This window comes from Bacillus sp. SM2101, assembly GCF_018588585.1.
GTDB lineage: Bacteria > Bacillota > Bacilli > Bacillales > SM2101 > Nanhaiella > Nanhaiella sioensis.
On sequence record NZ_JAEUFG010000008.1, the window covers coordinates 121332 to 136557 of the forward strand.

The following is a 15226-nucleotide window of genomic DNA, read 5'->3' on the forward strand; positions in this document are numbered from 1 at the left end:
TTTCTAAAAATCTAAAAGGAAAAGCTGTCTCAAATTTGAGACAGCTTGCTTCATGTTATTTAGTTGGTTCAACCATGCGTCGAACAATTTTAGGAATAAGTTTGCGAGGTCCAAATCTAACAGATGTCGCCATAATACGGTTCATTAAACCAGGTATGATTACCGTCTTGCCCTTCTGTAAACCTTCATATCCTGCTATTGCTACTGACTTAACATCCATCACTTTGCCACCAGTGAAATTTTTCGAGTGATCCATGTCGGCAGCAGATTGAAAGCCAGTTTCAGTTGGTCCAGGGCAAAGAACACTAACTGATACGCCAGTACCTTCTACTTCATTTGCAATGGCCTCAGAAAGAGATAATACATATGCTTTTGATGCCGAATAGTTAGATAAATATGGTCCAGGCTGAAAAGATGCTGTTGATGCTACATTTAATATTTTCCCAGATTTTCTATTGACCATTTGAGGTAAGAACAGTTTAGTTAAATAAGTAAGTGCTGTGATGTTCACTTGAATTAATTCCAATTCTTTGTTGATATCCGTTTCAGCAAAGAACCCAAAACTTCCAAATCCAGCGTTGTTTACAAGGACTTCAACATCAATCTTTTCATTTTCACAATAATCGAAAATTTGCTGTGGCGATTCAGGATTTGATAAGTCTTTTGAAAGTACCTTTGCTTTAATATTGTAGGTTTTCATTAAGTCGTTTGCTAAATCATTTAACTTTTGCTCATTTCGCGCGATAAGTAGAACGTTATGATTATCTTTAGCAAATAGATGGGCTAATTCAAAGCCAATTCCACCAGAAGCTCCAGTAATTAATACAAAGTTATTAGACATATAATAGCACCTTCCTAATTTACAAGAATTTTTATTTTAATATTTTTTTTGCAAGCTTTAGTCCATTTTTTATATTTGGGTAACGTAATGGTATGTCAAATTTAGTCGTTTGTTTTAGAACACTTTTGTAATGGGAGAACGTATCAAAACTATGTTTACCATGATATGCACCTACACCACTAGTTCCAACGCCCCCGAATGGAAGGTGTGGAGAAGCTAGATGATAGAGCGTATCGTTTATACATCCACCACCGTAAGAGATGTTGTTAATGATGTGCTCTTGAGCTTGTTTATTGCTAGAAAACAAATATAGGGCTAATGGTTTCGGTCGGTCGTTTACCATGTTAATCACTTCACTCGCATCACTATATTCAATGACAGGTAGTATTGGGCCGAATATTTCATCTTGCATTATTGAATCGTCCCATGTAATATGATCTAAAATGGTAGGTTCAATCGCATGCAATTCTTCATCTATATTTCCACCAACGATAATATTACCGTCACTTAAATATTTTACTAACCGTTGAAAATGGCGTTCATTGACTATATGAGTATATTCTTCATTAGTAAGAGCATTATCAGTATAAAACTCATTGATTATTTTCCTCATATTATTAATGAGCTCGTCTTTTACACTATGGTGAACGAGCATGTAGTCTGGAGCAACACAAGTTTGCCCAGCATTAAAGAATTTACCCCATACAATTCGTTTTGCTGCAAGTTTTAAGTCAGCCGTTTCATCAACAATAACTGGACTTTTGCCACCAAGTTCTAAAGTTACTGGAGTTAAGTTTTTTGATGCAGCTTCCATCACAATTTTGCCAACTGGGACGCTACCTGTGAAGAAGATATAATCAACAGGTTCATTTAAAAGTTGTGTACTTTCTTCTACTCCGCCCTCAACTACAGCTATATACTCTTCATCAAAGGTTGAAGACAACAGTTCTTTTAAAATTGCTGAAACAGTCGGTGTTAACTCTGAAGGTTTTAAAATTACAGTATTTCCACCAGCAATTGCACCAAGGATAGGAGTGAGTGCTAGTTGGAATGGGTAATTCCACGGAGCAATAGTAAGGGTAACACCGTAAGGCTCAGCATATCGATAACTTGATGCGCCAAAGTGAGAAATAGGAGTTTTAACTCTTTTTGGTTTAACCCATGACCTCAAGCCTTTTTGAATAACTGAAATCTCAGATAATACTAAGCCGATTTCAGACATATAAGTATCAGCTTCAGATTTGTTTAAATCAGTCTTTAATGCGGTAGTTATCCCACGTTCATTTTCAAGAATTGCCTTTTTCAACTTGCTAAGGGCGTTCAATCTGAAAGTAACATCTTTCGTTTCACCTGTGAAAAAAAACTTTTTTTGTTTTTTTACTAAATCGCTAATTTCAGTCATGTAAAATTCCCCCTATACTTTTTATTTCAATTCACAGTTGTTTTCCAGTAATGAAATAAGATGCTTCATATGCTCTACAGCTTGAAGAAGGGTTAAGTAGTAATAATTACCTGTGCCGTGTTGTCTAACATCAACAAGACCAGCTTGTTTTAAATTTTTTAAATGGTGCGAAATTGCTGGTCTGGATAATGGGAGCTTTTCAGCTATTTCATTTACATTAAGCCCTGTTTCTTCATGTTCATCTAACAAAAGTATGATATCTTGTCGTGTTTTATCTGAAAGGACTTGAAAGGCAGGGATCGCTTCACGGAATACTGCTAAAATATCTTGAGGTTCTGCTTTATGTTGCTTCATGACGACACCTCGTTCTTTCGTTTAAACTTTTAAACCAAATGTATAACATTATTAACAATATGTCAATGTATTCGAATCAATTGTAGTCTATAGTTGAAAAAATATTAAACTATCATTAATATAAATAGACGTGAGCAAGATAATTCTATAATTTATGAGAACTGGATGGTGTCAACATGATTCGTACAATCGTATGGTTTATCTATTTTTGGCTACATTTACTATTTACTGTCCCCGCCTTACTAAAAGCGAGACAGCTAGATAAAAGAGAATTGCACTCAGAAAGAGACCAAATCGTTTTAAGAGAAACAAGACGGTGGTCTAGAACATTAGTCAATCTTACAGGCTCAACGATCAATGTGAAAGGTAAGGAAAACATTCCAGATCATCAGCCTGTTCTTTTCGTAAGTAATCACCAAGGGAATTTTGATATTCCTATTATATTAGGTTTTCTAGACAAAAAAATGGGGTTTATTTCTAAATTGGAAATTAAAAAATATCCTATTATTTCTCATTGGATGTTATTGATGAGATGTGTGTTTATGGATCGTAAAAATATTCGTCAATCAGTTAAGGCAATCAATTTAGGGATTAACAATTTAAAAGAAGGACATTCACTTGTTATTTTTCCTGAAGGAACTCGAAGCAAAGGAAATGCTATAGGTGAATTTAAACCAGGTAGCTTTAAGTTAGCGACTAAATCAGGCGTGCCAATTGTCCCAATTACGATCAATGGCTCATATAAAATCATGGAAGCTAACAAGAATATTCTTAAAGGAGCGAATGTTGAAGTAATTATTTCTAAACCTATTTCAAAAGAAGAGTACGATGGTATGACGATCAATGACCTTGCAACAAATGTACAAAATAGTATTGAAAAAGAATTAGTTTGAGCCCATATTGTTACCAGATGCATCATATTTACATTAAAAAATATCTAGCCATAATAGAAGAGTCTGAAGATAAGAACAGGCTCTTTTGTTACTTTAGTGAAGTTGCATTACAAATATATTTCACTCCGTAAGTATGCTGAGCATCCATCCGATCGTTGAAAGCTGCTTGAAAGAATCAGTCCGAAAGCTTGTTTTTGCATTGATGGTTGTTATTCGTTTTAAGAAATAAACACGTACACAGCTAAAGCTCGTGACACCTTTTCTACAACGATAACTAACAATGTAAACTACTTTTTTGGTACTAATTTGATAACAATAGCAACAAAGTTTGCGAAAAGAGCATTACGATATGAATTTAAAAAATATAAATTGTAAGCAAGCTTACAGAAAAAAATCGAAGGTGGATATAGAATAAAAACATAGTGTTAGGAAAATCATATTGTTAGTTCTTTAGAAAGTCCTAACCTATTGATGATACTTGTTATCATTAAAGTGAATTTATTAAAAGGAGTGAGTATATTGACAACGTTGGCAGAACAACTAAAGGCATACAACGAAAATGCAGTAAAAAAAATGCCTGAAGAGGTTTTAAATAAAATGGTTCAGGCTACTACAGACCTTGCTCAATCAGATATTGCAAAAGGATTAGAAATAGGTGATCATGCTCCAGAGTTTACTTTATCTGACCCGACAGGAAAAGAACTGAATCTTTATGAGCAACTACAAAAGGGGCCGGTTATATTAACTTTTTATAGAGGTGAGTGGTGTCCTTATTGCAATCTGGAACTTAGGGCATATCAGCAAGCATTACCGGAAATAAATGCTCTAGGTGCGCAATTGATTGCTATTAGTCCTCAAACACCAGATCATTCATTGTCAATGAAGGAAAAAAATGAACTTGCATACCCAGTTCTAAGTGATGTGGGTTCTCACGTAATTAAGGAATATAATTTATTATTTGAATTACCAACATATTTAGTTGAAGTGTACAAAGGTTTCGGTATTAACTTAGAAGAATTTAACGATAGTGACTGGTCATTACCTGTTCCAGCAACATTTATAATCGATCAGAATGGGAAAATTAGATTAGCTTCTGTTAACCCTGATTATACGAAACGAATGGAACCATCAGAAGTAATTAACGAACTAAAGTCTTTATAATTTTTTAAGGGTCTAAGCTCTATTTGAGTTAGACCCTCTTATTTTGTTGTTTTTCATTGACTGAAATTCATCTTACTAAGAATTTAATAACTTATAAATTTAGCATTCGAGGTCTTTTCTACTTTGGCTATCTTCGCATTCCTCATTGCTAATTACGTTAAGCCCAAGTGTTCATGGTATCTTTTCTCATTATAAATATGGTCAATTTCATAAGTTCATTTGTTGCTGTCCTAAATTAGTCTCAATAACAACAAGTTTGTGAAAAGAGCTTATATTAAGTTAGTTATTATTTTGTACTTCATCATGTGAATGGTTGTCTGCAGTGTTAGTCTCTATATTTGTTGTTTCAATATTTAAGTGTGCTTTTAAATCCTGTCTTATTATTTCGAATGCATCATAATCAACGATATAGTCGTATTGTTCGTTTGAATAACCAGGCACTGTGTACGTTTCTATCGTTACATCTCCCGTTGCATAATCATAGAAGGATAACATTTCATCAAATGTCAAATTTGTAATAATATTATCTCCAATTGCGTCAATTACATTGCCGTATTTTGTTATAGAACCAAGTGATGCAGCTTTTTTCACTATAGCTTCTAAAATCAACTGTTGTCGTTTCCCTCTCTCCACATCGGTATCAATTTTCCTTGTTCTTGCTAAGGCGAGAGCTTCTTCTCCGTTTAGTGTTTGTAATCCTTTTTCAAGGTGGATAGCTTTTGAACGGTCTTGACTATCCTGCTCTGTAAATGTAACAGGTACATCAACTTCTATCCCGTTGAGGGAATCTACTATATCCATGAAAGAGTTGAAGTTAACAGTAGCATAATAATCAACAGGTATATCAAATAATTCTTCTAATGTTTGCACAGCGCCATCTGCTAAACCAAAATGATATGCGCTATTAATTCGATGCTTTTCTCCATCATAAAATTGTAAAGGAACATAAGAATCTCTAGGGATGTGCACAAGTTTAACTGATTTCTTGTTCTCGTTAAACGTAGCTAGTAACAATGCATCAGTTCGTGGTCCTTCGCCTAATCTGTCTCCAATATTTCTAGTTTCACTGTCGTCAACGCCCATTAATAAGATAGAAATATTGTCTGATTTAGGATTCACCCCATCAGTACGTCTTTCTGATTGCTCGCCTCTGTCAAGCTCTTTATGTGCTTTTTCAGCAGTTGTTTGTGCTTTATTAAATAGAACGGATGCGTATACCCCACCAGCTAATATGAGGAACAACAAAGGAATTGTCACGTATATGAGTAGTTTTCGATGTTTTTTATTTTTTAGCATTAGTTTCCTCCAAATTAATTCTACTATTCGTAAATAATAACATAAGCAAAAAACATAAAAGTTACAAGTAAGTAACAAAGAGAATACAAAATGCTAGTTTTTAATACAAAATCTGCATATAAGGAGCAATTTTCTTTTTTTTTCGCAGGTAGTTCTCTGATAACTTGTTGTTTTTCCTAGCTAATAAATAACCACGTATATAACTAGACAACACAATATCATTTTCTATAAAACGTCATGTTTAAATCCTAGTTTAGGAATGGTAGCAACAAAGTTTACGAAAAGAGTCTATTCTCAAGGTTTCTTTCGTAAACTTTGTTGCTTTTTTCATTTATATTTGTGTGTATTATATAAATTTATATTGCAAAACATGCCCCGAACTTTGTTACAAGCGTGTTTAGCTCTTATTACGAAAAGAAACAATAAATGCGAAAACAGCCTTTCACAATAAATAAGTTATCAAATTATATGAGATTTGTATGAAAAAAAATAAAAATTTTAGTGAAGAAACTCCAACTGTATTATTACAGAAAATAAACTGTTACATATTATGTTAGCGTTTACAAATGTTAAAAATTCAGCAATTGCTTAAAAAGATAAAAATTGTATTACAAAAAATAAATAAATGTTTGACTTTTGTCACAGTCAAAAACCATATAAAAAACTACAATTAGATATAGGGGAATACATTAACAAAGATTAGGGGTGATGTAATGTCAATACTACCAAAGAAAAATGAACTTGGTTTTTATGAAATTAGATTAGAATCAATAGGAGGTCTTGGGGCTAATTTAGCTGGAAAAATGCTAGCAGAAGCAGGTGTGCTAGGGCTTGGATTGAACGGTTCCAACTTTTCCTCGTACGGCTCAGAAAAAAAAGGTTCGCCTGTAAAAGGATTCGTTCGTTTTTGTGATCCAGATACAGAAATTAGAGCACATAGTCCGATCGAACAGCCGCATGTCATCGGAGTTTTTCATGAAGCATTATATAAAATGGTCGATGTGGTCAGTGGATTGGCTTCGGATGGAATCGTATTAGTTAATTCAGTTCGAGAGTTTGATGCTGTTAAAGGTGATTTACAACTTAAATATGGAACATTGGCGATTGTTGATGCTCTTGGAATAGCAGTTGAAGAAAAAACAAAGGTCAATACTGCTATGCTTGGTGCATTGTTTAGAATATGCGATTTCTTAGATGCAGACGCTATGCGTGACGTTATTCGAAAGACATTTGAAAATAAATATCCACATTTAGTAGAACCGAATATTCGAACATTTAATCGTGGATATGCGCAAGTACAGTTTAAGACCTACGATGTCCCAGGCGAAGTAGTTGAAAAACAGTTTACTAGATTAGAAGCAAAACTAGGGTATGATACACAAACTTCCGGAGGAATAATTACCGCTAATGCAAATAGTATTTTTAAAGATCTAAGTGGTTCTCGACAAGGTTTCTTACCTCAATTTGACCAAGATAAATGTATAAATTGTGCTGCTTGTGATACAGTTTGTCCAGATTTTTGCTTTGTATGGGAAAAAGGTGAAGACAAACGTGGTCGAGAGCAAATGTTTCTTAAAGGAATTGATTATCAATATTGTAAGGGGTGCCTTAAATGTGTCGAAGCTTGTCCTACTTCTGCATTAGCAGATTTGAGAGAAGAGATTGGTTTCGCTGAAAAGAATCAAGTAAAGCATAAATTCCCATTAGTATCAGGAGGTGTTTTATAGTGGCAATGATTGAAGAAAAAGTAAATGAAGCTAATAGAGCTGAGCAAGTCGTCACGTTTGAATCAGGAAATGAAATGGCCGCAATGGCTGCTGCACAAATTAACTATCATATAATGGGGTATTTCCCAATAACGCCGTCAACAGAAGTTGCTCAATATTTAGATCAAATGAGATCAAGGGGAGAACATGACATCCAGCTAATACCTGCTGATGGTGAGCATGGTTCAGCAGGAATATGTTATGGGGCAGCTGTTGCTGGAGCCAGAGTTTTTAATGCAACGAGCGCCAATGGATTATTATATATGATTGAACAATTACCAGTACAATCTGGAACTCGTTTCCCTATGGTTATGAATCTCGTAACACGTTCTGTAAGTGGCCCGCTTGATATTAGAGGCGACCATTCTGACTTATATTATGCCTTAAACACAGGGTGGGTTATATTAACGGCTAGAAGTCCTCAGGCAGTGTACGACATGAATATGATCGCGCTGAAAATTGCCGAGCATGCTGATGTTAGGTTGCCTGTAATTGTTGCATATGATGGTTTCTTTACTTCTCACCAAAAAAGAAAGGTAGAGTATTTTAAAGATAGGAATGTTGTGCAAGAGTTTGTTGGAGAATGTCCTACTGATTATCCACGAGCAGTTGATTTACATAACCCAGTTACAATTGGTGCACATATGAATGGTGATGACTTAATAAATAATAACTACCAGCAATCAGAAGCGCTTTATAACTCATCAGAAGTATATAAACAAATTACTTGTGAGTATGCAAAGTTATCAGGGAGAGAATACCCTATACTAGACTTATATAAAATGGAAGATGCAGAAGTGGCATTATTTCTATTAAATTCTGCTGCTGAAACAGCAAAGGATACAGTGGATAAGCTTCGTAGTAAAGGTGTTAAAGCTGGGGTAATTAGTCCAAATATGATTCGGCCGTTTCCTACAGAAGAGGTTAAGCATGCATTGAGAGGTGTAAAAGCGCTTTTAGTAGGTGAACGAGCTGATTCTTACGGAGCTAATGGACCAAATATCACGCATGAGGTGAAATCAGCCCTCCAAGAAGATAGGGATAATGACACGATTGTACTGAGTCGTGTTTTTGGAGTTGGTGGGAAGGATTTTTTTGTTGACGATGCAGAGGCTTTCTTTAATGAGGCAATTTCTGCGGTAGAAAAAGGATATGCCGATAAAGTATTCGATTACTACGGACATATAAAAGGATATCCAGAAGACTCACTTAAGCAAGCGATAAAACCAATGCACGGTGAAACGTTTAAATCAGGACTGATTAAAGTAACTGAAGATGCAGAAACGAATAAATTAAAAGTTAAAATCCCACCATTAAGAGCATTAACAAGTAAGCCTAAACGTATAGCATCAGGGCATGGTGCATGTCCAGGTTGTGGGATTTTTTCTGGATTAGAGTTGTTCTTTAAAGGCATTGAAGGCGACATTGTTGTCTTATTTCAAACCGGTTGTGCGTATGTAGTAACTACGGCATACCCTTATAGCTCACATAAGCAAACAATGATTCATAATTTATTCCAAAATGGCCCAGCAACTCTATCAGGTACAGCAGAAGCCTTCTTCGAAATGAAAAGACGTGGAGAGATCGATGTTGCAGATGATGTAACATTCGTAATGGTTACAGGTGATGGAGGTATGGATATTGGAATGGGCTCTGCAATAGGGACCGCTCTACGTAACCATAAAATAATTATGCTGGAATATGATAATGAAGGGTATATGAATACAGGATCACAAATGTCCTATTCAACACCTTTGGGTCATATGACGAGTACTACAGGTGTAGGTAAAATACAAAGTGGTAAAGCATTTCATCATAAGGATACCGCTCAAATAATGGCTGCTACTAATATTCCATATGTCTTCACTGGTACAGAAGCATTTCCGCAAGATTTGGTAAAAAAGGCTGCAAAAGCACAATGGTATGCACAAAATGTTGGCACAGTTTATGGGAAGATTTTAATCACATGTCCTCTAAATTGGAAGTCTGAGGATCGTTTCGGTCAGAAAATTATGGAAGCAGCTGTTCACTCTTGCTTTTTCCCGCTTTATGAAATTGAACGTGGAGAAACAACAATAACATATAATCCAGATACGAAGAAAAAGCGAATTCCATTAACAGATTGGTTGAAATTTATGGGTAAAACTAAGCATCTATTAAAGGAAGAAAATAGTGAGATGCTTAGCGAGTTTGAAGATGAGGTAGAAAGAAGATGGCAACGTTTAAAAGCATTTAATGACAGTCCATATTTGTAAATAAACAGGAGACTAACTCACGAGAAGAGCATTGTTTGCTCGATATAGTCCATTGATGATATTGACTATATCGAGTGACTATACTTTAAGAGTTAGTCTTTTGTTTTGTTCTATAGTGAATAGGCAAAGAAGTGTAAGGTATAGTTAGTGATACAAAATATTTACATTAATACAAACTTTAACTATGATATAATATATTATATTAAAAATTCGACAATTTTGAATAATTCTACATTATTCAACATGATTGTTACTTGCCACATTTTGATTAAGCCCATAAACGGTGTATCCTACATAAGAAAAGCTCTATGCAATATTATGCTACTACAATCTTTTTAAAGTAGGGAAGGGGCTAAGAAGCGTTTTTTCTTATGATGAAAAAACGACTAATTGAGACAGTATTTGTTTTAAAGGGGAGGGTTAATGAACTTGAACGAAACAACTAATGATAACGAAGTTGAAAAGTTAAAAAAATACATATCACAGCTTGAAAAGAATAATAAGCAGCTTCAACAACAACTACTTGACATTCGTACATACTATAAGAAAGCAAATGAAGCTATCGTTGTATTTGATAATAAAGGTAATTTTGTGAAAGTAAATGAGATGGCATGCGAAATGTTTGAACTTCCCGAAGAACAATTACTTACTAAGAACATGAGAGATTTTTTAACTGTTGTTCCAAAAGAAACTATGATTAAGAGGTTGACCATTTTTGAATCAAATAAGCAAGTAACTAATGAATTTCCGATAAGATTGAATAATGGAACATTAAAATATATAGAATATGGAACAAACATAAATGTAATTGGAGATTATTGCGTTTCGCTATTTAGAGATGTCACAAAACGTAAAAAAATAGAACAAGAACATTCTATAAATGAACAAATGTTACTAGAATTGTTTGACCATACTGTAGATGGTATACTCATTTTCGACAAAGAAGGTCAATTTATTGACATGAATGAACCTATGAGAACATATTTAAATATAAGAGAAAGTCAAATACGTTCTTTTAATATTTTTCAATTTGTACATATGAATGATCAGCAATACATAAAAATTGTGCTAAAGAATCTTGTCATAAATCGTAGAAAGAAGGGTGTACTGCATGTTGTACTCCTTGATGGTAAAGAGATATACGTAGAATACTCAGTTGCAGCAAATGTAAATAGTGGATCTAGGATAGCTATCATACGTGATATCACTCAAAAACGAGATATGGAAATAGAGCTTGAAAAAAGTGAAGAAAGGTTCCGAGCGATTTTTGAGCACGCCCATGAAGCGATTATGTTGTATGATGACAGTTTTCAAATAAAAAAAGCAAACCATGCTGCAAGTCGTACTTTTGAATTACCTCTTGATATTCTTATTTCAAAAAAATTGTCCGATTTTGTTGACAATAAACATCCTAAAATGAAGGATTTATTGGAGAAATTCCGTGATAATATCGAGATTAGAGATGATTTAGTATTTTATATGCCTAATGGTGAGAAGAAATATCTTGAATTTACAACTAAGAAGGGAATTATAGATGGCTTAAACGTAGTTGTCTTCAGAAATATTAGTAAACGTATTGAGATTGAACATCAACTTAGAGAAAGTGATCAGAGGTTTAGAAATACATTTAATTGGGCGTTGGATGGCATAGTTTTTTGGGATCATCAATTCAATATCGTTGATGTAAATCCAGCAGCATGTGACATATACGGTTTAAGTCAAGAAGAATTAACTAACTCGAATTTATCCGATTTTATTGATAACCTAGAATGTGAAAATGGAGGTTTAGTAAACTTTAACGAAGAAGGCGAATCAAAGGGTAGATTAAAGATAAGGGATAGTAGGAAACAACTTAAGTATCTTGAATTTGCTGCAAAGCAAAATGTTGTAGAAGGGCTTAATATCACAATTGTCAGAGACGTTTCTGAACGTATCGGTATGGAGGAGCATATTAGAAAATCAGACACACTTAGTGTTGTAGGTCAACTTGCTGCAGGAATTGCTCATGAAATTAGAAATCCAGTTACCGCATTAAAAGGTTTTATACAATTACTAGAAAGTAGTATTAAAGAAAATTATCAAATGTATTTTGATGTCATTACTTCTGAAATCAATCGTATAGAAACGATCATAACTGATTTTTTGATGTTGGCAAAACCTAAGCATGAATTATTTGTACATAAGGATGTATCAACAATTGTCAAAGAAACAATTGACTTATTATCCGCACAGGCATTGCTTCATAATATAGAATTTGTCACAGTTTTTAAGGATGGTTTACCTTTTATGTATTGTGAACCAAATCGACTGAAGCAAGTATTTATTAATATTATAAAAAATGGCATTGAAGTGATGAGTAACGGTGGAACGATTACTGTTAAAACGGAAATGAGAAACCAAAGTGAACTGATGATTACAATTCGAGATGAAGGTAACGGCATGCCAAAAGAAATGTTATCAAGATTAGGTGAGCCATTTTTTACGACAAAAGAGTCTGGAACAGGTTTAGGGCTGATGGTTAGTTATCAGATTATCGAAGAACACAAGGGCAGTATACATGTTGAAAGTGAGCAAGGACAGGGTACAACTTTCTATATTACATTACCAGTCGAGAAATGATCGACTCCAATTCGCATTCATTGTTATTTTGAACTTAGCATGTAACATGTGCATAAACTTTTATCTTTTGAGGATGACTTTAGCATTTAAGCAACTGTAGATTCAATTAAAAGGATGTATAAGAGTTGTTTGTTGCTTTTTGTACTAAGAAGTAAATACGTATAAATCAAGCTTTCGAGGAATTTTTCTTATTTATAATAAAGTCAATTTTGCCTAATTTAATCACAATAGCTACATAGTTTACGAAATGAGCTTATTTTATTTAACATTTGTATATACCTTGTCATATAATTAACTAAAGTAAAAAATGTTGGTCTAGGTAAAAAGGGGGTTATATACATGAAAATCAAACAAAAGATTGGTTTTTATACACTACTTTGCTCAAAAATGAGTATCATTTCAAAAGCGGAACAAGAAGAAATCATTACAAAAATAAATAACAACAAAAAAATTTAATATTGATAGATGCTATAAAGCAAAAAAGCTAGGTGAATAATATAGGTTCACCTAGCTTTTTTGTTGTTAATATGCCATTTATTGAGCATAGAAATATAATCTTTATTAAGAGATTTTGTCTAATTTTGCGAATCTATTTACAAGAAAAGAATATTTTGTAATAATTCACAAGTACTCATTTTTTTTGTATGTTTAGAAAACGACATTTAGAGTGAAGCAGATCATTTCATACAATTTTGTGACAACTTCGTCTAAAGATCGCATTTGAGGGGAGAATGGTGGAGAAATTTATGAATAATCTTAATAGTCTTCAATTAAAGATTGATAAAAAAAGAAAAGAAATGTTAACGTTAGCTTCAGAAAGAAATTACTCAAGTGAAGAGGTTGTTAAGTGCAGTCAAGAATTGGATAAGCTAATTTATAAGTACCAACAACTAACGTTGAAGAAACAAGAGCGTCTATCTTATCAAGTATTTTTCTTTTGGGACAAGCCTATGAAGAAAGGTAAAGTGAAATCTGGAACTAAAACAGGGTGATTGCGTCTAGTTGAAGAAGATAAGATTGGATTTACTACTTTACAAACGGTAGAAAAATACTTAAAATAAGTTTATATAATATTAATTATTTTAATGTTTATAATAATTTAAATATTCACCAAACTCCAACTAATACAATAATAATTTCACCTCCTAATTTATATTTATATATGATGTATTGTGATGAACGTCACAGACTATCTTGCGAAGATTTGGTCAAATAAAGATTGAGATAACGCTTACATTATTCGACATCATATACAGCATGTTAGAGACTCTCCAAAGAAACTCATCTAGATAAAGTTAAAACCGCCGTAGAACACTCAATATTCTTATACCGATAAATAAATCTTAATGGACACCTGAATAACCCTGTCAACAAGCAGAAACTATATGCCGTTTTCCTGTTTGACTAGAATTAGGTCTTTTATTTGGTTTTTATAAGGCTCTTTTCGTAAACTTTGTTCTATATTTTCCTAGATTAGAACAGCTAATAGTGACTTTGAGGCTATGCTCATCGTATAACATAATGTCTCGAATACTATAGTACGTAAAAAAGCCTTTTTTATAGACATTATTGTGAAAATAATAACAAAATGTTTTGGAGCATTCGTTTGAGAAACGTCAGGTTGGTTAATCAGCAGCATTATTGCTAATTGTTATTCATTACACTATGTCTCAAATATTATAGCAAGATTTAGACGTACAACTGAATGATGTAATAGAGCTTATTCAAAAAGTGCAATAGCTTTTCGAATGAACTCATTTATAAATTTTTTAGAGGAGTGAGGGTAACGAATGCACATCGTAGTTTGCGTTAAACAAGTACCAGACACAAAGATTATTAAAATTAATCCTAAAACCAATACGTTAGACCGCCGGAGTGCTCCCGCTATTTTGAACCCGTATGATGCTCATGCTGTTCAAGAAGCAGTCCGCTTAAAAAAGCTAGTAGGTGGGAAAATTACTGTATTATCAATGGGTCCACCACAAGCAGATGCCGTAATTAAAAAATGTATTGAAATTGGCGCAGATCAAGGATACTTAATCTCTGATCGGGCGTTTGCTGGAGCTGATACATTAGCAACTAGCTATGCCTTGTCGAAAGCGCTAGAGAAAATTAAGAAAGAACAACCAATAGATTTGGTGTTATGTGGAAAGCATGCAATAGATGGTGATACAGGGCAAACAGGACCAGGAATAGCAAGAAGGTTAGATATACCTCCAATTACCAATGTCATTGAAGTGGTGGAAATTAATCAGCCAGAAAAAACGATGTTAGTTAAAAGGAAATTATCTAATGGATATGAACTTATTCAAACAACTATCCCATCACTCTTAACAGTTGAAAAAGAAATAAATGACATTGAATATGCACCATTACCTAACATGATAATGGCTGCGCGTTATTCTCCTATAGTTTGGACTGTTAATGATCTTGAAAATGTAGATCGAAAGCAGCTAGGGCTAAAAGGTTCTCCGACGATAGTTGGCAAAATGTTTACCCCGCCTAAGCCAGAAGGTGGGAAAATAATTGAAGGAACAGTCGATGAACAAGTCAATCAAATTATTAATCTACTCTTGGAAAAGAAAGAGTTATTTGAAGAAAAAGTTGAAGGCTGAAGAAAGCTGCTTGAACTATGAGAT

General features: G+C 33.9%; 11 protein-coding genes. 7 read left to right on the forward strand and 4 right to left on the reverse strand.

The genetic code is table 11. The features are described from left to right. Positions 1–55: 55 nt before the first annotated feature. Genes JM172_RS09800 through JM172_RS09810 form a run of 3 tightly spaced genes read right to left on the reverse strand, consistent with a single transcriptional unit; the run spans position 56 to position 2597 of the window. A complete protein-coding gene (locus JM172_RS09800) occupies positions 56–841 on the reverse strand; it encodes an SDR family NAD(P)-dependent oxidoreductase (RefSeq protein ID WP_214482080.1) in 786 nt (261 codons plus the stop codon). A gap of 31 nt (positions 842–872) precedes the next feature. Continuing rightward, a complete protein-coding gene (locus JM172_RS09805; protein ID WP_214482082.1) occupies positions 873–2243 on the reverse strand; it encodes an aldehyde dehydrogenase in 1371 nt (456 codons plus the stop codon). Positions 2244–2264: 21 nt separating this feature from the next. After that, positions 2265–2597, reverse strand: coding sequence for an ArsR/SmtB family transcription factor (locus JM172_RS09810; protein WP_214482084.1), 333 nt, complete (start codon positions 2595–2597; stop codon positions 2265–2267). 176 nt (positions 2598–2773) lie between these two features. Here JM172_RS09810 and JM172_RS09815 point away from each other — a divergent pair, with 176 nt between their 5' ends. Beyond that, on the forward strand, positions 2774–3490 hold the full coding sequence (locus JM172_RS09815; protein ID WP_214482088.1) for a lysophospholipid acyltransferase family protein: 717 nt from the start codon (positions 2774–2776) through the stop codon (positions 3488–3490). Between the two features lie 510 nt (positions 3491–4000). Next, positions 4001–4651, forward strand: a complete 651-nt coding sequence (locus tag JM172_RS09820) for a peroxiredoxin-like family protein (RefSeq protein ID WP_352223265.1) — start codon at positions 4001–4003, stop codon at positions 4649–4651. Positions 4652–4930: 279 nt separating this feature from the next. Here JM172_RS09820 and JM172_RS09825 read toward each other — a convergent pair whose 3' ends face one another. After that, positions 4931–5947, reverse strand: coding sequence for an LCP family protein (locus JM172_RS09825; protein ID WP_214482090.1), 1017 nt, complete (start codon positions 5945–5947; stop codon positions 4931–4933). Positions 5948–6660: 713 nt separating this feature from the next. Between JM172_RS09825 and JM172_RS09830 the strand changes: the two genes are divergently transcribed. From JM172_RS09830 to JM172_RS09850, 5 genes are all read left to right on the forward strand, one after another. Then, a complete protein-coding gene (locus tag JM172_RS09830; RefSeq protein ID WP_214482097.1) occupies positions 6661–7674 on the forward strand; it encodes a 2-oxoacid:acceptor oxidoreductase family protein in 1014 nt (337 codons plus the stop codon). A 5-nt stretch (positions 7675–7679) separates the two neighbouring features. After that, on the forward strand, positions 7680–9968 hold the full coding sequence (locus JM172_RS09835) for a thiamine pyrophosphate-dependent enzyme (protein WP_250886608.1): 2289 nt from the start codon (positions 7680–7682) through the stop codon (positions 9966–9968). A gap of 429 nt (positions 9969–10397) precedes the next feature. Next, the gene (locus JM172_RS09840) at positions 10398–12587 is read left to right on the forward strand and encodes a PAS domain-containing sensor histidine kinase (protein WP_214482100.1); all 2190 of its coding nucleotides are present in this window, start codon (positions 10398–10400) and stop codon (positions 12585–12587) included. Positions 12588–13333: 746 nt separating this feature from the next. Then, positions 13334–13579 carry an aspartyl-phosphate phosphatase Spo0E family protein gene (locus tag JM172_RS09845; protein WP_214482108.1) on the forward strand — a complete coding sequence of 82 codons (246 nt, stop codon included), beginning with the start codon at positions 13334–13336 and terminating at the stop codon, positions 13577–13579. A 798-nt stretch (positions 13580–14377) separates the two neighbouring features. After that, the gene (locus tag JM172_RS09850) at positions 14378–15202 is read left to right on the forward strand and encodes an electron transfer flavoprotein subunit beta/FixA family protein (RefSeq protein WP_214482110.1); all 825 of its coding nucleotides are present in this window, start codon (positions 14378–14380) and stop codon (positions 15200–15202) included. Positions 15203–15226: the final 24 nt, after the last annotated feature.

Bases quoted from the DNA above. Each gene is read 5' to 3' on its own strand.
- JM172_RS09805 (WP_214482082.1), bottom strand. From the start codon at position 2,243: ATGACTGAAATTAGCGATTTAGTAAAAAAACAAAAAAAGTTTTTTTTC.
- JM172_RS09810 (WP_214482084.1), bottom strand. From the start codon at position 2,597: ATGAAGCAACATAAAGCAGAACCTCAAGATATTTTAGCAGTATTCCGT.
- JM172_RS09815 (WP_214482088.1), top strand. From the start codon at position 2,774: ATGATTCGTACAATCGTATGGTTTATCTATTTTTGGCTACATTTACTA.
- JM172_RS09835 (WP_250886608.1), top strand. From the start codon at position 7,680: ATGATTGAAGAAAAAGTAAATGAAGCTAATAGAGCTGAGCAAGTCGTC.
- JM172_RS09830 (WP_214482097.1), top strand. From the start codon at position 6,661: ATGTCAATACTACCAAAGAAAAATGAACTTGGTTTTTATGAAATTAGA.
- JM172_RS09845 (WP_214482108.1), top strand. From the start codon at position 13,334: ATGAATAATCTTAATAGTCTTCAATTAAAGATTGATAAAAAAAGAAAA.
- JM172_RS09850 (WP_214482110.1), top strand. From the start codon at position 14,378: ATGCACATCGTAGTTTGCGTTAAACAAGTACCAGACACAAAGATTATT.
- JM172_RS09800 (WP_214482080.1), bottom strand. From the start codon at position 841: ATGTCTAATAACTTTGTATTAATTACTGGAGCTTCTGGTGGAATTGGC.
- JM172_RS09825 (WP_214482090.1), bottom strand. From the start codon at position 5,947: ATGCTAAAAAATAAAAAACATCGAAAACTACTCATATACGTGACAATT.